Origin of the sequence: Janthinobacterium sp. AD80 (genome assembly GCF_002878455.1) — a bacterium.
Lineage (GTDB): Bacteria > Pseudomonadota > Gammaproteobacteria > Burkholderiales > Burkholderiaceae_D > Janthinobacterium.
Genome location: NZ_NRDQ01000111.1, coordinates 1 through 22,788, shown reverse-complemented (window position 1 = coordinate 22,788; position 22,788 = coordinate 1). Strand labels below are relative to the sequence as shown.

Genomic DNA, 22,788 nt, shown 5'->3' with positions numbered 1-22,788 from the left:
CATCGGCATCGGCCTGGCCGCGCTGATGGCTGCCGTGGCGGCCCTGGTGATCGCGCGCCGCCGCAAGGACGCGCCGCCGGCGCAAGACGATGCCGCGCCCGTGTTCGAGCCGGAAGCGCCCGTGACGCCGCCAACCGGCGTGGCGCCGGAAGACCAGCAGTCCGAAGCCAGCAATCACCTGTTTGGCGCCGGTGCCGCCGCCGCTGGCATCGCCGCCGCCACGGCGGGTGCGGGTGCGCTCGATGGCAATGAAGTGGACCCTGTCGCCGAAGCCGATGTGTATATCGCCTACGGCCGCGATGGCCAGGCGGAAGATATCCTCAAGGAAGCACTGCGCATCCACCCGGACCGCCATGCGGCGCGCCTGAAGCTGCTGGAAATCTATTCTGCCCGCAACGATGTGCGCGCCTTTGAAGATCAGGCTAGCGAACTCTACAGTTTGACGCGCGGCCAGGGCGAGGAGTGGCCGCAAGCCGCTGCCCTGGGCCTGGCGCTCGATCCCGCCAACCCGCTGTATGGCGACACGGAAGATGATGCCGTCGTCAGCCTGAGCAAGGGCGCCGGCGACGATTTGCGTGGCCAGAGCATGGACCTGCCCGACGAACCGGCCAACTCCGCGCAGGCGGACGTGGCGCCGGTAGCCGACCTGGCGCCGGCCGGGCCGGCTGCCGTTCCGTCGCGCGATGTCCGCGATCCGCTCGACTTTGACCTCGACAGTCTCGATTTCGAGCCTGTTTCCACCAGCGACCCTATCGTCATGCCGGGACCGGACGTCAAGCCTGCGCCGGTGCTGCAGGAAGCGCAGGATGCACACTACGACGCCAGCATGGATTTCGGCCTCGACCTGGAGCCGCCAGCCGGTCCCGTGAATGGCGTGGGCGCGGGCCTGACGCCACTGCCTGATCCATTGAAGGACGTGGACCTGGCGCACTTCGACCTGGATGAGCCCGTGGCGCCGGCTGCGGCCCCGGTAGCGGCAGCCGACTCTTCGGTCGACAGCCTGTTCGACGACGCGCAAGCGCCGGCCGCGCCGCCGGAAAATATCCCGCCTGCGCAGGAATTCGACCTGTCCGGTATCGACCTGGACCTGAACGACGGCAAGACGGCCAGCGTCGGCGTGGACGACCCGCTGTCGGCTATCCACATGGAAATGGATACCAAGCTGGACCTGGCGATCGCTTACCAGGAAATCGGCGACAAGGAAGGCGCGCGCGAGCTGATCGATGAGGTCATCAAGGGCGGCAGCGAAGAGCAGGTTGCCAAGGCGAATACGATGAGAGCCTTGCTGAGCTAACCTGAGCGTCGATACGACGGCCATGGCTGCGTTGCGCGGTCATGGCGTTCACCTTGTACTATTTCACCTTGTACTATTCGTACTGTCTTCGACCGCGCGCCTTGCCCAGAACGCCAGCTCGTTCGCGTAGGTCGATGCGGCGCACCGGGGCTGCCGCGCCGGTATAATGCTTCGATGCAAAATATTACGACAGCAACGCCATTCAAGCGTATCGCCCTGGGTCTGCAGTATGACGGCACGGCCTGGCATGGGTACCAGAAGCAGGAAGATGGCCAGACGGTGCAGGACCAGCTGGAAAACGCGCTGCAGCAGTTTGCCCGCGTGCGCCTGGACACCACCTGCGCCGGCCGCACGGACACGGGCGTGCATGCGCTTGAACAAGTCGTGCACTTCGATACGGACCTGAACCGCGACGTGCACTCGTGGGTGCGCGGCGTGAATGCCTTCCTGCCGAAATCCATTGCCGTGCGCTGGGCCAAGGAACTCGAAGGCGATCCGACGGTCAATGACTTCTTCCACGCCCGTTTCAGTGCCCGCGCGCGCACCTATCATTATGTGTTGTACAACAACGCCACGCGTTCGCCGCTGGTGGAAGGGCGCGCCGGCTTCTTTTTCCGTCCGCTGGACGTGGAACTGATGCGCCAGGCCGTGCAGCCGCTGCTGGGCTGGCATGACTTCACAGCCTTCCGCGCCGCGCAATGCCAGGCCAAGTCGCCTGTCAAGCTCATGCATGACATCCGCATCGAGCGGCACGGCGATTGCGTGATTTTTACGATCACGGCCAATGCCTTCCTGCATCACATGGTGCGCAACCTGGTCGGCTCGCTCGTGTATATCGGCACGGGGCGGGAAAAGCCGGACTGGCTCGGGCATTTACTGGAAAGCAAAGACCGCCACGCGGCCGCGCCCACTTTCATGCCGGACGGCCTGTACCTGGCGAAGATCGATTACGATCCCAAGTGGGGCTTGCCGCAAGACAGCAGCAGCGCGCTGCCCTGGTTCTGACGTTTTGCATCAAGCAAGTTTGCATCAAGCAATTGCGCATCAAGCAATAACTTCAAGGAAGACAGCATGCCACGCACACGCATCAAGATCTGCGGCCTGACCAGAGTCGAAGACATCCACGCCGTCGTGGCGGCGGGCGCCGACGCCATCGGCTTCGTGTTTTACCCGAAAAGCCCCCGCTACGTGACGCCGCAACAGGCGGCCAGCCTGATTGCCGCCGTGCCGCCCTATGTGACGACGGTGGGCCTGTTCGTCAACGCCACGCTGGACGAGGTGCGGGCAACGAAGGCCGTGGCGCCCTTGTCGCTGCTGCAATTCCATGGCGACGAGACGCCAGAGCACAGCGCCGCGCTGGCTGGCGCCGTGCAGACGCCATTTACGCAGGTGTTCCGCGTCAAACCTGACACCTCGTTTGAAGATTTGCTAGAATACGAACAGCGCTATCGTGCCGCCAGTCCCTTGTTTGCCAGCCTCTTGCTGGATACCTATGTGGACGCCTATGGCGGTGCAGGAAAGGTATTTGATTGGTCCCTCATTCCAGAAGAACTCGCGCCTCGGGTCGTTTTAAGTGGTGGCTTGAGCGTACAAAACGCGACTGACGCAGTGGTGCGCGTGCGCCCTTACGCCGTCGACATCAGCAGTGGTGTCGAGGCGTCCAAGGGCATCAAGGACGCATCCAGAGTCCGCGCGTTCATCGCCGCGGTACAGGATGCCGATGCCATCATTGCCAGAGGAAACCATCATGAATGACCGCACCACAGCGCCCGGCGCAGCCGCCGCATTGTTCCACGCCACCGATTACCCGTTTCCCGACCTGCGCGGCCACTTCGGCCCGTACGGCGGCTCGTTTGTTGCCGAAACACTCACCCATGCGCTCGCCGAACTGAAGGACGCCTACGCCCGCTACAGCGCGGACCCGGAATTCCTCGAAGAATTCCGCTACGAGCTGAAACATTTCGTCGGCCGCCCGTCGCCCATCTACCACGCCAAGCGCTGGTCCGAGCTGGCAGGCGGCGCGCAGATCTATTTCAAGCGCGAAGACTTGAACCACACGGGCGCGCACAAGATCAATAACGTCATCGGCCAGGCCCTGCTGGCCAAGCGCATGGGCAAGCCGCGCATCATCGCCGAGACGGGCGCCGGCCAGCATGGCGTGGCCACGGCCACCATCTGTGCCCGCTTCGGCCTCGAATGCGTGGTCTACATGGGCAGCGAAGACGTCAAGCGCCAGGCGCAGAACGTGTACCGCATGAAACTGCTGGGCGCCACCGTCGTGCCTGTCGAATCCGGCTCCAAGACCCTCAAGGATGCGCTGAACGAAGCCATGCGGGACTGGGTCACGAACATTGAAAACACTTTTTATATCATCGGCACCGTGGCCGGCCCGCATCCTTACCCGATGATGGTGCGCGACTTCCAGTCCGTGATCGGCGAGGAATGCCTGGTGCAGATGCCGGAAATGACGGGCCGCCAGCCCGACTACGTGCTGGCCTGCATCGGCGGCGGCTCGAACGCCATGGGCATTTTTTACCCGTACATCGACCAGAAGGACGTCAAACTGATCGGCGTGGAAGCGGCCGGCGAAGGGCTGGACACGGGCAAGCACTCGGCCTCGCTGACGGCCGGTTTCCCGGGCGTGCTGCACGGCAACCGCACCTATCTGCTGCAGGATGACAACGGTCAGATCATCGAGACGCACTCCGTCTCGGCCGGCCTCGACTATCCTGGCGTGGGTCCGGAACATGCGTGGCTGAAAGACTCGGGCCGCGCGCAATACGTGTCCATCACGGATGAGGAAGCGCTGCAGGCTTTCCACGACTGCTGCCATATCGAAGGCATCATCCCGGCCCTGGAATCGTCGCACGCCTTGGCCTACGCGGCCAAGCTGGCGGCCACCTTGCCGAAAGACCAGATCGTGCTGGCCAACCTGTCGGGCCGTGGCGACAAGGACATGCATACCGTGGCGGAACGCATGGGATTGAATTTCAGTTAAATAACTGACAACCCCAGTATTGCGTAGGTCGGATTAGCGCGCAAGCGCGTAATCCGACACCCCCCACAGATAAAGAAAGCATCCCATGTCCCGTATCGCCACCACCTTTGCCAATTTAAAATCGAACAACAAGACCGGCCTGGTCACCTTCATCACCGCCGGCGACCCCGGCCCTGACGCCACCGTGCCGCTGATGCATGCGCTCGTCGAGGGCGGCGCCGACGTGCTGGAACTGGGCGTGCCGTTTTCCGATCCCATGGCGGAAGGCCCCGTCATTCAGCGCGCCTGCGAGCGTGCGCTGAAATTCAATGTCGGCATCCATGACGTGTTCGGCTACGTGCGCCAGTTCCGCGAGACGAACCAGACGACGCCCGTGGTACTGATGGGCTATGCCAATCCCATCGAGCGCATCGGCAGCGCCGCCTTCATCGCGGCGGCACAGGCGGCCGGCGCCGATGGCGCCATCGTCGTCGACTATCCGCCGGAAGAATGCGAAGAGTTCGGCGCCGCCATGCGCGAAGCGGGCCTCGACCTGATTTTCCTGCTGGCGCCCACTTCGACCGAGGAGCGCATCGCCCAAGTGGCCAAGGTCGGCGGCGGCTTCAGCTATTACGTGTCGCTGAAAGGCGTGACGGGAGCGGGCAACATTGATACGCAACAGGTGGCTGAACGCCTCGCGGCCATCCGCCAGCATGTAAAATTACCCATCGGCGTGGGCTTCGGCATCCGCGATGGCGCCACGGCCAAGGCCGTTGCCAAGGTGGCCGATGCCGTCGTCATCGGCAGCCGCATCATCCAGGAGATAGAAAACGCGCCGGCAGGCGGCGCCGTGGACGCCGTGCGCAGCTTTACGGCCGGCATCCGCGCCGCACTGGATGCCTGAGCAAGCTTGTCGTTTACGCAAGATGCGTTGGCGGCAAAGTTCGACAGCCCGGCGATAAACGGCTACACTTCGGCCACTGATTTGCCTGTTATTGTGCAATAGATAAAATTTTTGGTGGCGTCCTGCGGGGCGCCGCCGTTGACCGTCTGCCGGGGGCGTCCACCGACGCTACCCCCACAAGGGCCCAAGGAGAAAATATGAGTTGGTTGGAAAAACTGCTGCCACCGCGCATACAGCGTTCGGACGCCGCCGCGCGCAAGACCATGCCGGAAGGCCTGTGGGTCAAGTGCCCGTCGTGCGAAGCCGTGCTGTACCGTACGGACCTGGAATCGAATTTGCACGTCTGCCCGAAGTGCGACCACCACATGCGCATCCGCGCGCGCGAACGCCTCGACAGCCTGCTCGACGCGGGCGGCCGCTACGAAATCGGCCAGGAAATCCTGCCCGTCGATACCCTGAAGTTCAAGGACAGCAAGAAATACCCGGACCGCCTGAAATCCGCCATGGAAGCGACGGGCGAGACGGATGCGATGGTCGTCATGGGCGGGGCCATCATGAGCCTGCCAGTGGTCGTGGCGTGCTTCGAATTCGAATTCATGGGCGGCTCCATGGGCTCCGTGGTCGGCGAACGCTTCGTGCGCGGCGCGCAGATCGCGCTGGAACAGAAAGTGCCGTTCATTTGCATCACCGCCACCGGTGGCGCGCGCATGCAGGAAGGCTTGCTGTCGCTGATGCAGATGGCGAAAACCACGGCCATGCTGACCAAGCTGTCGGAAAAGAAATTGCCATTCATCAGCGTGCTGACCGACCCGACCATGGGCGGCGTGTCCGCTTCGTTCGCCTTCATGGGCGACGTCGTCATCGCCGAGCCGAAAGCGCTGATCGGCTTTGCCGGCCCGCGCGTGATTGAAAACACCGTGCGTGAAAAACTGCCGGAAGGCTTCCAGCGCGCCGAGTTCCTCGTTACCAAGGGCGCCGTCGACATGATCGTCGACCGCCGCAAGATGCGCGAAGAAATCGCCCGTCTGCTGGCCTTGCTGCAGAATCAGGCTGTGGAAGTGCTGGCTTGATTGTATTGAATGGAATAATGTCCATTTGCCTGAACCCATGAACTGCTGGGGTCGCCCCTGAGGGGCGACCCCAGATGTTGTTTAGGGTCATCTGTTTTTCTGCCTCGCGCATCCTTACCTCAAGAAGTCTCCCATGCAAAACCTCCCCACCACCTTGCCGGACTGGCTCGCCATGCTGGAAACCCGCCATTCGGAAACCCAGATCAACATGGGCCTGGACCGCGTGCAAGCCGTCAAGGCGCGCATGCAGCTGGCTTTTACTTGCCCCGTGATCATGGTGGCGGGCACGAACGGCAAGGGATCCACCTGCGCCATGCTGGAATCCGTGCTGTTGCGCGCTGGCTACAAAGTGGGCCTGTACATCAAGCCGCACTTCCTCGATTTCAATGAGCGCGCGCGCGTGCTGGGCGAGATGGCCAGCGACGAGCAGATCGTCGCCAGCTTCAACGCTGTCGAGGCCGTGCGCGGCGACACGCCGCTGACGTATTTTGAATTCACCACCCTGGCGATTTTGCACCTGCTGGCGCAGGCAAAGCTGGACGTGGCCATCCTGGAAGTGGGCCTGGGCGGGCGCCTGGACGCCGTCAACGTGATCGACGCCGACGTGGCCATCGTCACCAGCGTCGACATCGACCATACGGATTACCTGGGCGATACACGCGAAGCGATCGGCTTTGAAAAGGCCGGCATCTTCCGTCCGGGCAAGGCGGCCATCTGCAGCGACCCCGTGCCGCCGCAGTCGCTGATCGACCATGCCGCGGCCATCGGCGCCGACCTGTGGCTGATGGGCCGCGATTTCAATTATTCGGGCGACAAGCAGCAGTGGAACTATGGCGGGCGCGAGCAGCGCCGCAATTCGCTCGCGTATCCAAGCTTGCGTGGCGCCAATCAGATCCTCAACGCGACGGCCGTGCTGGCCGCGCTGGAAGTGCTGAAGCTGAAACTGCCCGTGGGCGCGCAGGAAGTGCGCACGGGCCTGGTGACGGTGGAACTGCCGGGCCGCTTCCAGGTCTTGCCTGGCCGCCCCAGCGTGATCCTCGACGTGGCGCACAACCCCCATGCTGCCTCGGCGCTGAACCAGAACCTGGGCAATATGGGTTTCCATCCGTACACCTATGCCGTCTTCGGTTCCATGCAGGACAAGGATATCGATGGCGTACTGGCCGCCATGTCCGAACACGTCGACCACTGGTGCCTGACGGGCCTGCCTTCGCCGCGCGCTGCCACAGCCTCCGAGCTGGCCGCCAAGGTGCAGATCATGCTGGAAGACAAGCCTGACAGCAGCGAACATACTGTGTCTATTTTCGATGATCCGGCACAAGCTTTTGCAAATGCAATGAGCCGGGCCGGTGAGAATGATAGAATTGTGGTCTTTGGTTCTTTCCTCACCGTTGCCGGCGTGATGAAGGCCCGAAAATCCTCACTTCACTGAAACGCACTCGACTGAAAATCACGCATGGGCTTGTTCTCGAAACTGTTTAAAAACAAGCAAGAATCCTCTGGCGAAGACAGCGGCTTTTATGTCCCTGGCGAAGCACAGTCGCCGACCCGCAAACGCGCTGCCAACACCTCCGGTGGCGGCGGATCGCGCCGTGGCGGCAAGGACGCACCGGATCCGGTCTTGCCTGAAAAGAAGCGCGCACGCCGCCGCTTGGTCGGGGCCATCGCCCTGGCCCTGGGCGTGGCTGTCGGCTTGCCGATGCTGCTCGATTCCGAGCCGAAAGCCCCTTTCAACGATATCGCCATCGACATCCCGTCGAAGGAAAAAGCCGCGCCGGCACCTGCACCGGTGCCGGCCGTCCCGGCCCAGGCCGCGGCAAGCAATGGCCTGGACCAGTCCGAGGAAATCGTCGACACGCCGCTGCCGCCGGCCGCCAAGCCGGCGCCGGCACCCGTGCTTGCCGCTGCCCAGCCAGCTCCTGTCAAGCCCACGTATGTGGAGCCGAAACCGGAGCCGAAGCCCGAGCCCAAGCCGGTCAAGGTGGAGCCGAAACCTGAACCGAAACACGAACCGAAGCCGGAACCGAAGCACGAGCCCAAGGCGGAAACCAAGCCTGAGCCCAAGCATGAGGTGAAACCGGAAGCCAAGCCCGAAGCGAAACCTGCCAAGCCGGCGCAGTCCGCTGACGATGCGGCGCGCGCACTGGCGATCCTGGAAGGCAAGCCCGTGGAGAAGCCACAGGAAAAAGCCCACGATGCCGGCAGCGGCAAGTTCGTGGTGCAGGTGGCAGCCCTGGCGACGCAGGACAAGGTCGACGAATTGCAGGACAAGCTGCGCGAAGCAGGCATCAAGTCGTACACGCAGAAAGTCTCCAGCCCTGCTGGCGAGCGTATCCGTGTGCGGGTGGGCCCGTTCGGCAGCCGCGAAGACGCGGAAAAGACACGCGCCAAGCTGCAAAAGCTGGGCCTGGGCGGTTCGCTGGTGCCAGCGTGATCATGCAAGGCTGAACGCGCGTGACGATCTTCGATTACCTGGTGCTGTTCGTGCTGGTGACGTCCGTGCTGATCAGCATGATGCGTGGCCTGGTCAAGGAAATACTGTCATTGGTCAGCTGGATCGTGGCCTTCGTCATTGCCAACGCCTATGGCGCCACCCTGGCGAAATTCCTGCCTGAAGCCGTGCCGGGCGAAGCCATCCGGTTATTGCTGGCCTTCGTCGTGCTGTTCATCGGCGTGCGTATTCTGATGGGCTTGCTGTCCATGACGGTCGACGCGCTTGTCAAGGTGACGGGCCTGAGCCTGGCCGACCGCACCCTGGGCAGCCTGTTTGGCCTGGCGCGGGGCCTTGTGATCGTGCTGACCGCCGTCATCTTGTGCGGCATGACGACCATCCCGCAGCAGCCATTCTGGAAAAACGCGCTGCTCAGCCCGGTCGCGGAACAGGGCGCGCGCGCCATCAAGCCTTATCTGCCTGCCGCTTACGCGCAGCATGTGAAATTTTGAATTTTTTTTAAAATCAGTAGCACAGTTTAGGAGCACACCATGTGTGGCATCGTCGGCGTCGTTTCCCATCAACCTGTCAATCAATTGCTCTATGATGCATTGTTGCTCTTGCAACATCGCGGTCAGGATGCGGCAGGGATTGCGACCAATCACAGCAGTATGTTTTCCATGCACAAGGCCAATGGCCTCGTACGTGACGTCTTCCGTACGCGCAACATGCGTTCGCTGCAAGGCACCACCGGCATCGGCCACTGTCGCTACCCGACGGCCGGTTCGTCGAGCGAAGAGGAAGCACAGCCGTTTTATGTGAATGCGCCGTTCGGCATCACCCTGGCGCACAATGGCAACCTGACCAACTGGGAGCAGTTGAAACAGGAAATGTTCAAGAACGACCGCCGCCACATCAATACCGATTCCGACTCGGAAGTGCTGCTCAACGTGCTGGCGCATGAAATCCAGGAAGCGACGACGGGCCTGAACCTGGACCCGGAAGCCATCTTCAAGGCTGTCACCGTGCTGAACCGCCGCGTCAAGGGTGGCTATGCCGCCGTCGCGCAAATCGCCGGCGTGGGCTTGCTGGCCTTCCGCGACCCGCACGGCATCCGTCCGCTGTGCCTGGGCATCAATGAAACGGAGCAGGGTCCCGAATACCTGATCGCTTCCGAATCCGTGGCCCTGGAAGGCATGGGCTTCCGCTTCGTGCGCGACATCGGTCCGGGCGAAGCCGTCTTCATCGACGCCGACAAGCAATTGCACAGCGCCCAATGCGCCGACAATGCCAGCCTGAATCCGTGCGTCTTCGAATTCGTCTACCTGGCGCGCCCGGACTCCGTCATCGACGGCGCTTCCGTGTACGCCACGCGCCTGAAAATGGGCGAATACCTGGCCGAAAAGATCCGCACCGAATTGCCCGGCGTGCATATCGACGTGGTCATGCCGATTCCCGATTCCTCGCGCCCGGCCGCCATCCAGCTGGCCATGGCGCTGAACATCGAGTACCGCGAAGGCTTCATCAAGAACCGTTACATCGGCCGTACCTTCATCATGCCGGGCCAGGCGGCGCGCAAGAAATCCGTGCGCCAGAAGCTCAACGCGATTCCGTCCGAGTTCAAGGATAAAGTCGTGCTGCTGGTCGACGACTCCATCGTGCGCGGCACCACCAGCCGTGAAATCGTGCAGATGGCGCGCGAAGCGGGCGCGACTAAGGTCATCTTCGCCTCGGCCGCGCCACCGGTGATCTACCCGAACGTGTACGGCATCGACATGCCGACGCGCGACGAGCTGATCGCCTACGGCCGCACGACGGAAGAAGTGTGCCGCGAAATCACGGCCGACTACCTGGTGTACCAGGATATCGAAGCGCTGAAGCAGGCGATTGCCGACGTCAACCCGGCCCTGACCAACTTCGAGGCATCGTGCTTCGATGGCGTCTACGTGACGGGCGACGTGTCGCAGGAATACCTGGACCGCCTGGAATATGCGCGCCACCATCCGAAGGCGGCAGCGCCCGAAGATACGCCGCGTTCCCAGCTGAACCTGAACCTCGCTACTACCGAGGCTTGATACTGGGCCCGGCTATTGCCGGGCTTTTTTTTCGGGGTCAGACCCGCCGGGGGAGTGCGCGCCAGTGGTGCGCATTCCGATCCCGGAGGGACTGACCCCAGCACTTGCCTTGGGTTAAGCGGCAAGACGAGTATTTGGAACTTCCACCATGACCACCAAAAAAAACTACGGCTTCACCACCACCATCCTGCACAACGACCGCCGCAAGGGCATCGAGCACGGCTCCTTGCACAAGCCCGTGCACACTTCCGTTGCCTTTGGCTACGCCGATGCGCGCCAGCTTGCTTCCGTGTTCCAGGGCAAGGAGCCGGGCTTCCGCTATGGCCGCCAGGGCAATCCGACCGTGTCCGCGCTGGAAGACAAGGTCAACAAGATGGAAGACGGCGTGGCCACCCTGTGCTTCGCCACCGGCATGGGCGCCATCGGCGCCGTGGTGCAGTCGCTGTTGCGCGCGGGCGACCATGTCGTCTCGTCGGCGTTTTTGTTTGGCAACACCAACAGCCTGTGGCAAACGGTGACGGGGCAGGGCATCGGCGTGTCGTTCGTCGACGCCACCGAGGTGGCCAACGTGGCGGCCGCCATTACGCCGGCCACGCGCATCGTGTTTGTGGAAACCATCGCCAATCCCCGTACGCAGATCGCCGACCTGAAGAAAATCGGCGACCTGTGCCGTGAAAAAGGCATCCTGTACATCGTCGACAACACCATGACGACGCCGTATCTGTTCCGTCCGAAAGCCGTGGGTGCGGGCCTGGTGGTGAACGCCTTGACGAAATCCATCGGCGGCCACGGCAATGCGCTGGGCGGCAGCCTGACGGATACGGGCGTCTTCGACTGGACGCGGTACCCGAACATCTTTGAAAATTATAAAAAGGCGGCGCCGGCGCAGTGGGGCATCGCGCAAATCCGCGCCAAGGCCTTGCGCGATTTCGGCGCTTCGCTGGGACCGGAAGCGGCGCATCATATTGCTGTCGGCGCGGAAACCATGGCCTTGCGCATGGACCGCACCTGCTCGAACGCCCTGGCGCTGGCGACCATGCTAGCCGCCGACGCACGAGTGGCGGCCGTGCATTACCCGGGCCTGGCGTCGCACCCGCAACATGCGCTGGCGACGGACCTGTTCCGCAGCTATGGTTCGCTGTTCAGCTTTGAGCTGAAGGATGGCATCGACTGCTTCGATTTCCTCAATCGGTTGAACCTGGCTATTCCCGCAAGCAACCTGGGCGACACGCGCACCCTGGTGATTCCCGTCGCCCACACGATCTTTTATGAGATGGGCGCCGAGCGCCGCGCCAGCATGGGCATTGCCGAGTCCTTGATTCGCGTGTCTGTCGGTATCGAAGATGAAGCAGACTTATTGGAAGATTTCAGCAACGCACTGGACGCATAAGCAGCCGCGCACCATGTAAAAAGGGCCGCGACAGTGATACTGTCGCGGCCCTTTTTTACGTGCGGCAATTTAATGCCAGCTGCGCATCAAGCCTACCGCCAAACCTTCCAAAGCAAACTCGTCTTCCGGCGACACGGTGATCACCTTGAAGTCGGGGTTTTCCGGCAACAGTTCGATGACGGAACCGGTTTTTTTGTAGCGCTTGACGGTGACTTCGTCGCCAATGCGGGCGACGACGATCTGGCCGTTCTTGGCGCTGTCGACCTTTTTCACGGCCAGCAAGTCGCCATCCATGATGCCGGCGTCGCGCATGGACCAGCCGCGCACCTTCAGCAGGAAGTCGGGCTTGGCCGAGAACAGGGCAGGGTCGACGTTGTAGCTCGCTTCCAGGTTTTCCTGCGCCAGGATGGGCGAGCCGGCCGCCACCCGGCCGATCAGCGGCAGCGACATCAGCAGCGCTGCCGGCACCTTCGATGGCAGGGTGTCTGCGGCAGCGCCGATCAGGCGGATGCCGCGCGAGGTGCCCGGCGAAATCTCGATGGCGCCCTTGCGGGCCAGGGCCTGCAAATGCTCTTCGGCCGCGTTGGCCGATTTGAAGCCCAATTCATTGGCGATCTCGGCACGGGTGGGAGGGAAACCCGTATTTTCAATCGCGTCCTTGATCAGGTTCAGGATTTGTTCTTGTCGTGCTGTCAGCTTGATCATGAGCGGTGGGTGCATACTAAAATGCTGTCTATATGAACAGTCTGTATTTTTGTACAGTATCGTCCACTATGCAAGGGGATTTCCGTGTTTTGGGCGGATTTCGCAAGAAATACTTGTGCACCGATGAAAAGCGGCACGGCGCGCGGGCTTTTCGGGCGCAGGTAGAAGGAATGATTGAAACGTTTGCAAAAGGCGGTTATAATCTTCGGCTGACCTTCCCACACCCGTCTTGACGCCGGGGTGGGCGATTATCAATCCGACCTGAAGGAGTTTGCATGCGTCATTATGAAATAGTCTTTATCGTCCATCCGGACCAAAGCGAGCAAGTGCCCGCGATGATCGAACGCTACAAAGCCAGCGTAACCACCCGCGGCGGTTCGGTTCACCGCGTGGAAGATTGGGGCCGCCGTCAAATGGCTTACTCGATCCAAAAGCTGCCTAAAGCACACTACATCTGCCTGAACATCGAATGCGACAACGAGACCCTGGTCGAGTTGGAAACAGCATTCAAATTCAATGATGCCGTGTTGCGTCACCTGACCGTTAAAATGAAGAAAGCTGAAACAGCTCCTTCGCCGATGATGAAATCGGTACAACGCGAAGACGCGGCCAAAAGCCACCGCACCGAAGCACCAGCAGCCGCTCCAGCCGCAGCAGCAGCTTAATTCTTGACCAGGATCGTGCGCTGAACCAGCTACAAGTAACCGCCATCATTGCCGAGCGCGAAATATTGCGCTATACCCCGGCAGGGCTGCCGATTGTGAATGCAGTATTGCAGCACAGTTCGCAGCAGATGGAAGCAGGGATTGCCCGTTTGACCGAGTTTGATGTTGCCGCGCTAGCCGCTGGCGAAATCTCAGGCCGGTTCAGTCAGGCAAACTTGGGCGGGGTGTATCAGTTCACGGGTTTCCTGGCCAGGAAGAGCCGCAACAGCAAGAGTTTGGTGTTTCACATCATTGATTTTAGTGCAGTCAATTCTGACTAGCGCATTTTAGATACAGGAGCCTGACATGGCATTCGGTAAAAAGTTCGACAAAAATAAGCTCAAGCTTAAAGAAAAACGCAAACAGCAAAACCCGTTGTTCAAACGCAAGAAGTTCTGCCGCTTCACCGCAGCTCACGTTGAGCAAGTCGACTACAAAGACGTCGACACGCTGAAAGACTTCGTCCAAGAAAACGGCAAGATCATGCCAGCACGCCTGACCGGTACCAAAGCGCACTACCAGCGCCAAGTTGACACCGCAATCAAGCGCGCTCGCTTCCTCGCGCTGCTGCCATACACCGATCTGCACCACGCTTAATCGGTCAGATATTCCTGGAGAAGAACTATGCAAATCATTCTGTTAGAAAAAGTTGTTAACGTCGGTAACCTCGGCGAAGTCGTCAAAGTCAAAGACGGTTACGCACGTAACTTCCTGATCCCGCAACGCCTGGCACGTCGTGCCACGGCAACCGCTGTGGCTGAATTCGAAGTCAAGCGCGCCGAACTGGAAAAAGCTGCTGCCGCCAAACTGGCCGCATCGCAAGCCCAGGGCGAAAAACTGAGCGGCCTGACCGTTCAAGTTGCTCAAAAAGCTGGTGTTGATGGCCGTCTGTTCGGTTCCGTCACCAACTTCGACATCGCTGAAGCGCTGACCAAGCAAGGTTTTGCTGTTGAAAAAGCACAAATCCGCATGCCTACCGGCCCGCTGAAGATCGTTGGCGAGCACAACGTTTCGGTTGCTCTGCACACCGACGTGGTCGTGGAAGTTGTTATCGCTGTCGTACCAGACGCGAACGCGTAATCGTCTGCGGGCCTGGCCCGCAAGCGCTGCCGCACTATGAAAAGCCGGGTTCGCCCGGCTTTTTTGTGGCCTTTTTTTCCGCGATTTTTCGCCCTTTTTTTTTGCCCTGACGCCGAAGCGGGTATAATTCGCGCCATGAACGCCCCCTCTGATCCGCAACTGGATTCCCTCCGTATTCCGCCGCATTCGATCGAAGCAGAACAATCCGTCATCGGTGGTCTGCTGCGCGACAATGCCGCGTATGACCGCATCGCCGACTTCATGCATGCGGAGGATTTCTATCGCTATGACCATCGCATCATCTTCGAGCAAATCGTCAAGATGGTTAACGCTTCCAAGCCAGCCGATGTCATTACTGTTTTTGAAACCCTGACCCAGCTCGGCAAGGCCGAGGATGTGGGCGGACTCGCTTACCTGAACGCCATGGCGCAAAACACGCCATCGGCCGCGAACATCCGGCGCTACGCCGAGATCGTGCGCGACCGCGGCGTGCTGCGCAAACTCATCACCGTCGCTGACGATATTTCCGGCACGGCCTTCAGCCCGCAAGGCAAGGAAGTCAAGCAGATGCTTGACGAGGCCGAGTCGAAGATCTTCGCCATCGCCGAAGAAGGCGCACGCGGCGCCCAGGGCTGGACCGCGATCCAGCCCCTGCTGACGCAGGTGGTCGAGCGTATCGACGAACTGTACAGCCGCGACAACCAGAGTGAAATCACGGGCGTGCCCACCGGTTTCATCGACCTCGACCGCATGACCTCCGGTCTGCAGCCGGGCGACCTGGTGATCGTGGCGGGACGTCCTTCGATGGGCAAGACGGCGTTTTCCGTCAACATCGGCGAAAACGTGGCCATCGACAGCGGCTTGCCCGTGGCCGTGTTCTCGATGGAGATGGGCGGCGCCCAGCTGGCCATGCGTATGCTGGGCTCCGTGGGACAGCTGGACCAGCACCGTCTGCGTACCGGCCGCCTGAACGATGAAGACTGGCCGCGCCTGACCAACGCGATTCAAAAAATGAACGACGCCCAGTTGTACATCGATGAAACGCCGGCGCTGAACTCGATCGAATTGCGCGCCCGCTCGCGCCGTTTGTCGCGTCAATGCGGCAAGCTGGGCCTGATCATCGTCGATTACTTGCAACTGATGTCGGCAAATACTCCGGGCGATAACCGCGCCACGGAAATTTCCGAAATTTCGCGGGGCTTGAAAGGCCTGGCGAAAGAACTCGGTTGTCCCGTGATCGCGCTGTCCCAGCTGAACCGCTCGCTGGAACAACGCCCGAACAAACGTCCGGTCATGTCCGACTTGCGCGAATCGGGCGCTATTGAGCAGGATGCCGACGTGATCCTGTTCATTTACCGCGACGAGGTGTATAACCCCGACTCGCCAGACAAGGGGACGGCCGAAATCATCATCGGCAAACAACGTAACGGTCCAATCGGCAGCATCCGCCTCACCTTCATGGGGCAGTACACCAAATTTGGCAATTACAGTGGTGGCCTGGCGCTTTACCAAGGCGACTAACACAGCAGCACTGATATTCCATTGGCCGCCCCCGACAACGGGGCGGCTTTCTGTAGTAAATAACACGACTCAATGCTTAACGGAGAATGACATGTTTGGACGCTTGATGCCCACTGAGGGCAAGTTTTTTGAATTGTTTAACCAGCACGCGGAACTGTGCGTCAAGGGCGCAAAAGAGATGCTCGGCCTGATGACCAATTTCGACGACCTGGAAAACCGCGTACATGCGATTGAAAGCATCGAGAAACAGGCGGACAAAGTCACCTACGCCACCGTGGAAATGCTGCACAAGACCTTCATCACGCCGATCGACCGCGATGACATCCATCAGCTGATCACGCGCCAGGACGACATCCTCGACCTGCTGGAAGATGCGGCGCAAACCGTGTCGCTGTACGACCTGAAAGCCGTCACGCCGGAAGCCAAGCGCCTGGCCGAACTGGTATTGGCGTGCACCGAGAAAGTCCGCGACGCCGTGGCCATGCTGCACAACATGGATAACTCGCGCAAGATCGTCGCCATCTGCGAAGAGATCGACCGCCTGGAATCGGACGCCGACCACGTGATGCGCGCCGCCATGTCCAAGCTGTTCCGCGACGAACCGGACGTGCGCACCCTGATCAAGCTGAAGGCGATCTATGAAATTCTGGAAACCGTGACAGACCGTTGCGAAGATGTGTCCAACATTATCGAAGGCATCATCGTCGAAAACGCGTAACAGCGTCTGTCCTGAAACAGAATCAGAAAAGAAAAATCCATGCAAACCATCCAAATGAGCATCTACGTGCTAGGCCTGCTCGTCATCCTTGCACTGCTATTTGACTTCATGAACGGCTTCCACGATGCCGCCAACGCGATCGCCACGGTGGTCTCGACGGGCGTATTGAAACCGCAGACCGCGGTTGCCATGGCTGCCACCTTCAATTTCGTCGCCATCTTCGTCTTCCACCAGCTGACCGTGGCCGCCACGGTGGGCAAGGGGACGATCGACCCCACGGTGATTGACCAATATGTGATATTTGGCGCCCTCATGGGCGCCATCGTGTGGAACCTCGTCACCTGGTACTACGGCATTCCTTCGTCGTCCTCGCACGCCCTGATCGGCGGCCTGGTGGGCGCCGCTGTGGCCAAGTCCGGCACGGGCGCGCTGATCTCGGCCGGCCTGTGGAAGGTCGTGCTGTTCATCGTGCTGTCGCCGGTGCTGGGCTTCCTGTTCGGTTCGCTGATCATGCTGCTGGTGTCATGGATCTTCGTGCGCTCGACGCCGCGCAAGGTCGACAAATGGTTCCGCCGCCTGCAGCTGGTTTCGGCTGCGGCGTACAGCCTGGGCCACGGCGGCAATGACGCGCAAAAAACCATCGGCATCATCTGGATGCTGCTGATCGCCGCCGGCTATTCGAGCACCACCGACGCCGTGCCACCGCTGTGGGTCATCATCTCGTGCTACACGGCCATCAGCTTCGGTACGCTGTTCGGCGGCTGGCGCATCGTCAAGACCATGGGCCAGAAGATCACCAAGCTTAAACCGGTCGGCGGCTTCTGCGCTGAAACGGGCGGCGCCATCACCCTGTTCATCTCGACGGCCATGGGCATTCCCGTGTCGACCACGCACACCATCACGGGCGCCATCGTCGGCGTCGGCTCGGCACAAAAAATGTCGGCCGTACGCTGGGGCGTCGCCGGCAACATCGTCTGGGCCTGGATCTTCACGATTCCTGCCTCGGCATTCGTTGCCGCGATCGCCTGGTGGATTGGCCGGCACATCATGTAATGGATAGCCAGCGCCAGTAAGAAGGGAGCCTCGCGGCTCCCTTTTTTTTGCCTACTGGCCGCGAGGACCCTTGTCGCCGCCTTGATGCGGCTTCAGGCCATCATTCTGGCGGATCGCGCCTTTATCATGTTCCGCTTGCTGGCGGATCTTGTTTGCTTCCTGCTGGGCTTGCTGGTCTTCCCGCTGTTGCTGCTCGCGTGGCGTATCGTGGGGTTTGCTCATGGCGCTCTCCTTGAATGATGAGTGTCAATGATGCCGCGTGGCGGTCTGTGCCACCGTTCGGTGCACAACATAGCGCCGGCCGCAGTTGCTCACGCCAGTTCCACCGTCAGCCCCTCGTACGCGAGGAAGACTTGCAAGCCGGCCAGGCGGCCCGCGTGGCGGCCCATCACGTCGGCAAACACGGCTTCGAGCTGCTCGTCGCTGCGCGTCGGTTCGTGGTGGGTGCAGTACAGGCGCCGGGCGCCGCAGCGCAGGGCCAGCTCGAACGCGGCGTCGAAGGTGCCGTGGCCCCAGCCCTGCTTGGCCGGGTATTCCTCGCGCGTGTAGGAGCAGTCCATGATCAGCGCGTCGACACCGGCCACCAGCGCGTCGATGCCGGCCTGGCGCTGCGCATTGCGCGCGGCGCAGGCCGCGTGTTCGGCATGGCCGGGCGGGTGCAGGTTGTAGAACGGTTCATGGTCGCCGCTGAAAAACAGCGAGGCGCCGGCGCAGTCGATGCGGTAGCCCAAGTTGATGACGGGGTGGTTCATTTCCGCGCCGCGCACGCGCGCGCCGCCCACGTCGATGGTTTCGCCGGGCGCCACGGTGCGATAGTCGATGCTGGCCGCCATGGCCGCTTCGCTGACGGGGAAATAGCTGTCCTGCAGCTGCACCGCCATCACGTGCTCGATGCCGCGCCCGGCCACCGCATCATAGGCGCCGTGCAGGCGCATGCGGTTGCCGGCCACGAACAGGGGCGAGAACATCGGCAAGCCGTGGATGTGGTCCCAGTGGCTGTGGGTGATGAAGACGTGGGCGTCCACCGGCTGGCCGGCCGGCAGCTGCTGCGCCAGCGCAAAGATGCCGCTGCCCGCATCAAGGATGATCAGGCTGTCGTTGTCGGTGCGCACCTCGATGCAGGTCGTGTTGCCGCCATAGCGCGCCGTGCGCGGACCGGGGGAGGGGATAGAGCCGCGGACGCCCCTGAACGTGAATTTCATCCAGCACCTTGTTACTGTGTAATTATTGTTGATTCTATTCTAATTAATGAGATTGGCGGCAACATTTGTGTGTGTTGCAATAGAGAAAGTTATTTCATTTTGTTGTGACTAAGTAATGTACAGTGCGCGGGGTGGCCGGTACACTGGCGCTTGCCAACTTCTCTTTTTTGCTCGCCCATTACCTGATTGCCGCCACCATGCCTCAGCTTCAACCTGAGAAAATCGCCCACAGACTGGAGCAATTGACAGAGCTCAGCGTCGCGCTCGGCCATGGCCTGGGCGGCGAAGGGCGCGATATCGGCCCGCTGCTGCAGCGCATCGTGCTGCTGGCCAAGGGCATGAGCGGCGCCGATGGCGCCACCCTGTACCGGCCCGCGGACCAGGGCCGCCAGCTGGCCTTCGATATCAGCGTCAACGACAGCCTGGGCATCGGGGAGGGCGCCGACATCGGCTTGCCCGGCGTGCCCCTGTCCGATGCGGCCGGCCAGCCCAACCTGGCGTCGGTGGCCGCGTATGCGGCGAATATGCGCCGCAGCGTCAACATCGCCGATGTGTATCGCGACGAGGCCTTCAATTTTTCCGGCATGCGCGATTTCGACCGCCTGCACGGCTACCACACGCAATCGATCCTGACGGTGCCCATGAGCGACCACGAGGGCGACCTGATCGGCGTGCTGCAGCTGATCAATGCCAAGGATGACGCCACCGGCCAGGTGCGCGCGTTTTCCTCCACCGACCAGCGCTTCATCGAGGCGCTGGCCGCGCAGGCCGGCGTGGCGCTGACGAATCAATTATTGATCTCGCAGCTGGAAGAACTGCTCGAGTCGCTCGTGACCCTGATCAATATCGGCATCGATGAAAAATCGCCGTACACGGGCCGCCACTGCCAGTTCGTGCCCGAGCTGACGATGCTGCTGGCCGATGCCGCGCACGCCACGCAAACGGGGCCGCTGGCCGATTTCCGGCTCAGCGAGAACGAACGCAAGCAGCTGTGGCTGGCCGGCCTGCTGCACGATTGCGGCAAGATCACCACGCCCGTGCACGTGGTCGACAAGGCCACCAAGCTGGAAACCATCTTCGACCGCATCGCCCTGATCGACACGCGCTACGAAGTGCTGCTGCGCGACGCCGAGATCGCGGCCCTGCGCCAGCAGGCGGCGCAGCCGCAGCAGGCGGGCGACATCGCCCAGGCGCTGGCGCGCGAACAGGCCAGCTTGCGCGAAGAGCGCGACTTCATCCGCACGGTCAACATCGGCGGCGAAAGCATGGCGCAGGCCGACCAGGAGCGCGTGCGGCAGATCGCGCGGCGCCGCTGGCGCGCGGCCGACGGCGAGCTGCATGATTTCCTTGACGCCAACGAAACAGAAAACCTGACCATCCGCGCCGGCACCCTGACGGCAGCCGAGCGAGCCATCGTCAACAACCATATCAGCGTGTCGATCCGCATGCTCGAAGCGCTGCCATGGCCCAAGCACCTGCAGAAGGTGCCGGAATACGCGGGCGGCCACCACGAGCGCATGGATGGCAAGGGCTACCCGCGCGGCCTGACCAAAGAGCAGATGTCGGTGCCGGCGCGGCTGATGGCCATCGCCGATATTTTCGAAGCGCTGACGGCGCGCGACCGTCCCTATAAAAAGGGCAAGTCGTTGTCGGAATCGCTGCGCATCCTCGGCAACTTCAGCCTGAACGGGCATATCGACCCGGAGCTGTTCGACGTCTTCATCCGCAGCAAGGTCTATTTGACCTTCGCCGAAAAGCACATGCATCCGAGCCAGATCGATAGCGTCGACGAGGCGGCCATTCCGGGCTATACGCCGTGATGCGGGCCGGGCGCGCGGCGCTGGCGCAGACGTTGCGCAAGCATGGCGCGCGCTTTTTTCTGGGCGTGCTGCTGACCGTCGCCGCCGCCATCCTGTGTCTGGCCGGCAACGCGAATATCGCGCGCCTCGATGCCATGCTGGGCGACTGGCGCATGCGCTTTGATGCGCCGCAGCTCGACGCGCGCATCGTCATCGTCGACATCGACGAGCAAAGCCTGGCCCGCGTCGGGCGTTTTCCATGGAGCCGCGACATCCAGGCGCGCCTGGTGCGCCAGCTCACCAGCCATTACGGCGTGGCCGCGCTGGGCTTTGATATCGCGTTTCCCGAGGCGGATACCAGTTCCGGCTACGCCGTGCTGCAAGGCCTGGCGCAGGGAGAGCTGGCCGGCGTGCCGGGCTTGCCGGCGCAGCTGGAAAAGCTGCGCCCCGCTATGGATTACGATGGCCTGTTCGCCGAGGCCATGCGCGGCCAGCCCGTGGTGCTGGGCTACAGCATCTCGGCGCAGCAAGCCAAGGGCGTGCTGCCCGAGCCGGCTTTCACCGTCGCCGACTTGAACGGACGCACGCTGACGGCCTATGTGGCGCGCGGCTACGAAGCCAATATCGCGCCGCTGCAGGCGGCCGCGCGGGGCGCCGGCATTTTCACGGCACTGACGGACAACGATGGCGTGGTGCGCTCATCGACCCTGCTGACGCGCATCGGCGATGGCTACTATCCATCGCTGTCGCTGGCCACGGCCGCCGTCTACCTGCAGGCGCGCGCCATCGCGCCGCGCTTCACGGCCACGGCCGACAGCCTGTCGGCGCGCCAGCTGGATAACGCGGGCCTCGAACACATCGTGCTGTTTACCCCGCGCGGCGCCATGCCGGTTCCCGTGGGCGAGGCATTGACCACCACGGTGCAGTACCGCGGCACGGGCGGCCCGGATGGCGGCGCCTTCCGCTATGTCTCCGCCGCCGCCGTGCTGGCGGGCACGGTGCCGCCCGCGCTGCTGAAAGGCGCCATCGTGCTGGTGGGGACCACGGCGCCCGGTTTGAACGATATCCGCGCCACGCCCGTGAACGCGGAATATCCGGGCGTGGAGGTGCATGCCAACCTGATCAAGTCCATCCTCGACGGCCGCTTCAAGGCGCGTCCCGACTATGCGCTGGCGTTCGAGCTGCTGCAGATCGTGCTGTTCGGCGTGCTGCTGGCGGGCGCGCTGGCCGTGCTGCCGCCGGCCGGCGTGATGCTGGCGACCCTGGGCGCGCTGGCGCTCACCATCGGCATCAACCTGTATTTGTACGCCGTGCGCGACCTGGTGCTGGGCGGCGCCGTGGTGCTGCTGCTGATCGTCGCGCTGTTCATCGTCAACCTGGCCTGGGGCTATTTTTTCGAGGTGCGCAAGGGGCGCGCGCTGGTGGCGCGCTTCGGCGAATACGTGGCGCCCGAACTGGTGGCCGAGATGGCGGACAATCCGCAGCGCTACACCATGGATGGCGAAAACCGCGAACTGACGGTGCTGTTCGCCGACGTGCGGGGCTTCACGGCCATCTCCGAACAGCTGGCGCCGGCCACGCTGCGCGAATACATCAACGCCTACCTGACGGCCATGTCGCACGATATCCGCGACAGCCATGGCGGCACCCTGGACAAATACATCGGCGACGCCGTGATGGCCTTCTGGGGCGCGCCCGTGGCCTTCCCCGACCACGCCAGCCGCGCCGTGGCCAGCGCGCTGCTGATGCAGCGCAGCGCGGCGCGCCTGAACGATGAGTTCAGCGCGCGCGGCTGCCCCGCGCTGCGCATCGGCATCGGCATCAACACGGGCGCCATGCACGTGGGCGACATGGGCTCGCGCATC

At 62.1% G+C, this 22,788-nt stretch carries 22 protein-coding genes and 1 pseudogene; 20 read left to right on the top strand and 3 right to left on the bottom strand.

Features of this window, described 5'->3' with window-relative positions:
- The 11 genes and pseudogenes from JaAD80_RS19890 to JaAD80_RS19840 all read left to right on the top strand — a co-directional run.
- On the top strand, positions 1–1,294 hold a 1,294-nt coding region (locus tag JaAD80_RS19890; RefSeq protein ID WP_308410624.1), incomplete at its 5' end, for a FimV/HubP family polar landmark protein.
- Between the two features lie 174 nt (positions 1,295–1,468).
- Positions 1,469–2,299, top strand: a complete 831-nt coding sequence (truA, locus tag JaAD80_RS19885) for a tRNA pseudouridine(38-40) synthase TruA (protein WP_102296577.1) — start codon at positions 1,469–1,471, stop codon at positions 2,297–2,299.
- 54 nt (positions 2,300–2,353) lie between these two features.
- Positions 2,354–3,049, top strand: a pseudogene (locus tag JaAD80_RS19880) (phosphoribosylanthranilate isomerase); the annotation flags it as partial.
- Complete coding sequence (trpB, locus tag JaAD80_RS19875) at positions 3,042–4,292, top strand: tryptophan synthase subunit beta (RefSeq protein ID WP_102296574.1); 1,251 nt, start codon at positions 3,042–3,044, stop codon at positions 4,290–4,292. The pseudogene JaAD80_RS19880 and the gene trpB, both read left to right, overlap by 8 nt.
- An 85-nt stretch (positions 4,293–4,377) precedes the next feature.
- Positions 4,378–5,175, top strand: a complete 798-nt coding sequence (gene trpA / locus JaAD80_RS19870; RefSeq protein ID WP_102296572.1) for a tryptophan synthase subunit alpha — start codon at positions 4,378–4,380, stop codon at positions 5,173–5,175.
- Positions 5,176–5,372: 197 nt separating this feature from the next.
- Positions 5,373–6,245 carry an acetyl-CoA carboxylase, carboxyltransferase subunit beta gene (gene accD, locus JaAD80_RS19865; protein ID WP_010400390.1) on the top strand — a complete coding sequence of 291 codons (873 nt, stop codon included), beginning with the start codon at positions 5,373–5,375 and terminating at the stop codon, positions 6,243–6,245.
- Positions 6,246–6,378: 133 nt separating this feature from the next.
- Positions 6,379–7,677, top strand: a complete 1,299-nt coding sequence (gene folC / locus JaAD80_RS19860; RefSeq protein WP_102296571.1) for a bifunctional tetrahydrofolate synthase/dihydrofolate synthase — start codon at positions 6,379–6,381, stop codon at positions 7,675–7,677.
- 24 nt (positions 7,678–7,701) lie between these two features.
- Positions 7,702–8,679, top strand: coding sequence for an SPOR domain-containing protein (locus tag JaAD80_RS19855; RefSeq protein ID WP_102296569.1), 978 nt, complete (start codon positions 7,702–7,704; stop codon positions 8,677–8,679).
- 20 nt (positions 8,680–8,699) lie between these two features.
- The gene (locus JaAD80_RS19850; RefSeq protein WP_102296567.1) at positions 8,700–9,188 is read left to right on the top strand and encodes a CvpA family protein; all 489 of its coding nucleotides are present in this window, start codon (positions 8,700–8,702) and stop codon (positions 9,186–9,188) included.
- Between the two features lie 39 nt (positions 9,189–9,227).
- On the top strand, positions 9,228–10,751 hold the full coding sequence (gene purF, locus JaAD80_RS19845) for an amidophosphoribosyltransferase (RefSeq protein WP_102296565.1): 1,524 nt from the start codon (positions 9,228–9,230) through the stop codon (positions 10,749–10,751).
- A gap of 148 nt (positions 10,752–10,899) precedes the next feature.
- Entirely contained in the window at positions 10,900–12,141 is a 1,242-nt protein-coding gene (locus tag JaAD80_RS19840) for a cystathionine gamma-synthase family protein (protein ID WP_102296563.1), read from the top strand.
- A gap of 69 nt (positions 12,142–12,210) precedes the next feature.
- Here the strand turns inward: JaAD80_RS19840 and lexA are convergent, their stop codons facing one another.
- Positions 12,211–12,846 (bottom strand): transcriptional repressor LexA, encoded by a 636-nt coding sequence (gene lexA / locus JaAD80_RS19835; protein WP_102296562.1) that lies wholly within the window; start codon positions 12,844–12,846, stop codon positions 12,211–12,213.
- A 275-nt stretch (positions 12,847–13,121) separates the two neighbouring features.
- Between lexA and rpsF the strand changes: the two genes are divergently transcribed.
- From rpsF to JaAD80_RS19800, 7 genes are all read left to right on the top strand, one after another.
- The gene (rpsF, locus tag JaAD80_RS19830) at positions 13,122–13,511 is read left to right on the top strand and encodes a 30S ribosomal protein S6 (protein WP_034750499.1); all 390 of its coding nucleotides are present in this window, start codon (positions 13,122–13,124) and stop codon (positions 13,509–13,511) included.
- 20 nt (positions 13,512–13,531) lie between these two features.
- Positions 13,532–13,831 (top strand): primosomal replication protein N, encoded by a 300-nt coding sequence (priB, locus tag JaAD80_RS19825; protein ID WP_034750494.1) that lies wholly within the window; start codon positions 13,532–13,534, stop codon positions 13,829–13,831.
- Between the two features lie 25 nt (positions 13,832–13,856).
- Positions 13,857–14,147, top strand: coding sequence for a 30S ribosomal protein S18 (rpsR, locus tag JaAD80_RS19820; protein WP_010400024.1), 291 nt, complete (start codon positions 13,857–13,859; stop codon positions 14,145–14,147).
- A gap of 27 nt (positions 14,148–14,174) precedes the next feature.
- Positions 14,175–14,630 (top strand): 50S ribosomal protein L9, encoded by a 456-nt coding sequence (gene rplI / locus JaAD80_RS19815; protein WP_034783456.1) that lies wholly within the window; start codon positions 14,175–14,177, stop codon positions 14,628–14,630.
- A gap of 135 nt (positions 14,631–14,765) precedes the next feature.
- The gene (locus tag JaAD80_RS19810) at positions 14,766–16,151 is read left to right on the top strand and encodes a replicative DNA helicase (RefSeq protein WP_071322553.1); all 1,386 of its coding nucleotides are present in this window, start codon (positions 14,766–14,768) and stop codon (positions 16,149–16,151) included.
- 91 nt (positions 16,152–16,242) lie between these two features.
- Positions 16,243–16,869, top strand: coding sequence for a DUF47 domain-containing protein (locus JaAD80_RS19805; protein WP_102296560.1), 627 nt, complete (start codon positions 16,243–16,245; stop codon positions 16,867–16,869).
- Positions 16,870–16,908: 39 nt separating this feature from the next.
- Entirely contained in the window at positions 16,909–17,922 is a 1,014-nt protein-coding gene (locus tag JaAD80_RS19800) for an inorganic phosphate transporter (RefSeq protein ID WP_102296558.1), read from the top strand.
- A gap of 51 nt (positions 17,923–17,973) precedes the next feature.
- On the opposite strand, the gene JaAD80_RS30800 is transcribed toward JaAD80_RS19800, so the two are convergent.
- Positions 17,974–18,144 (bottom strand): hypothetical protein, encoded by a 171-nt coding sequence (locus JaAD80_RS30800; protein WP_180979496.1) that lies wholly within the window; start codon positions 18,142–18,144, stop codon positions 17,974–17,976.
- Positions 18,145–18,233: 89 nt separating this feature from the next.
- Positions 18,234–19,124 (bottom strand): MBL fold metallo-hydrolase, encoded by an 891-nt coding sequence (locus tag JaAD80_RS19795; RefSeq protein ID WP_102296557.1) that lies wholly within the window; start codon positions 19,122–19,124, stop codon positions 18,234–18,236.
- A 197-nt stretch (positions 19,125–19,321) separates the two neighbouring features.
- On the opposite strand from JaAD80_RS19795, the gene JaAD80_RS19790 reads away from it, so the two are divergent.
- Together JaAD80_RS19790 and JaAD80_RS19785 are read left to right on the top strand one after the other, a co-directional pair.
- Positions 19,322–20,944, top strand: coding sequence for an HD-GYP domain-containing protein (locus tag JaAD80_RS19790; RefSeq protein ID WP_102296580.1), 1,623 nt, complete (start codon positions 19,322–19,324; stop codon positions 20,942–20,944).
- Positions 20,944–22,788: CHASE2 domain-containing protein (locus JaAD80_RS19785; RefSeq protein ID WP_180979497.1), on the top strand; the 1,845-nt coding region annotated here is incomplete at its 3' end. The genes JaAD80_RS19790 and JaAD80_RS19785, both read left to right, overlap by 1 nt.

What these genes read in the sequence shown, in the direction of transcription:
- accD (WP_010400390.1), top strand. Translation starts at nt 5,373, where the DNA reads ATGAGTTGGTTGGAAAAACTGCTGCCACCGCGCATACAGCGTTCGGAC.
- trpB (WP_102296574.1), top strand. Translation starts at nt 3,042, where the DNA reads ATGAATGACCGCACCACAGCGCCCGGCGCAGCCGCCGCATTGTTCCAC.
- JaAD80_RS19805 (WP_102296560.1), top strand. Translation starts at nt 16,243, where the DNA reads ATGTTTGGACGCTTGATGCCCACTGAGGGCAAGTTTTTTGAATTGTTT.
- rpsR (WP_010400024.1), top strand. Translation starts at nt 13,857, where the DNA reads ATGGCATTCGGTAAAAAGTTCGACAAAAATAAGCTCAAGCTTAAAGAA.
- purF (WP_102296565.1), top strand. Translation starts at nt 9,228, where the DNA reads ATGTGTGGCATCGTCGGCGTCGTTTCCCATCAACCTGTCAATCAATTG.
- rpsF (WP_034750499.1), top strand. Translation starts at nt 13,122, where the DNA reads ATGCGTCATTATGAAATAGTCTTTATCGTCCATCCGGACCAAAGCGAG.
- JaAD80_RS30800 (WP_180979496.1), bottom strand. Translation starts at nt 18,144, where the DNA reads ATGAGCAAACCCCACGATACGCCACGCGAGCAGCAACAGCGGGAAGAC.
- folC (WP_102296571.1), top strand. Translation starts at nt 6,379, where the DNA reads ATGCAAAACCTCCCCACCACCTTGCCGGACTGGCTCGCCATGCTGGAA.
- JaAD80_RS19795 (WP_102296557.1), bottom strand. Translation starts at nt 19,124, where the DNA reads ATGAAATTCACGTTCAGGGGCGTCCGCGGCTCTATCCCCTCCCCCGGT.
- rplI (WP_034783456.1), top strand. Translation starts at nt 14,175, where the DNA reads ATGCAAATCATTCTGTTAGAAAAAGTTGTTAACGTCGGTAACCTCGGC.
- JaAD80_RS19840 (WP_102296563.1), top strand. Translation starts at nt 10,900, where the DNA reads ATGACCACCAAAAAAAACTACGGCTTCACCACCACCATCCTGCACAAC.
- lexA (WP_102296562.1), bottom strand. Translation starts at nt 12,846, where the DNA reads ATGATCAAGCTGACAGCACGACAAGAACAAATCCTGAACCTGATCAAG.
- JaAD80_RS19790 (WP_102296580.1), top strand. Translation starts at nt 19,322, where the DNA reads ATGCCTCAGCTTCAACCTGAGAAAATCGCCCACAGACTGGAGCAATTG.
- truA (WP_102296577.1), top strand. Translation starts at nt 1,469, where the DNA reads ATGCAAAATATTACGACAGCAACGCCATTCAAGCGTATCGCCCTGGGT.
- trpA (WP_102296572.1), top strand. Translation starts at nt 4,378, where the DNA reads ATGTCCCGTATCGCCACCACCTTTGCCAATTTAAAATCGAACAACAAG.
- JaAD80_RS19810 (WP_071322553.1), top strand. Translation starts at nt 14,766, where the DNA reads ATGAACGCCCCCTCTGATCCGCAACTGGATTCCCTCCGTATTCCGCCG.
- JaAD80_RS19855 (WP_102296569.1), top strand. Translation starts at nt 7,702, where the DNA reads ATGGGCTTGTTCTCGAAACTGTTTAAAAACAAGCAAGAATCCTCTGGC.
- JaAD80_RS19800 (WP_102296558.1), top strand. Translation starts at nt 16,909, where the DNA reads ATGCAAACCATCCAAATGAGCATCTACGTGCTAGGCCTGCTCGTCATC.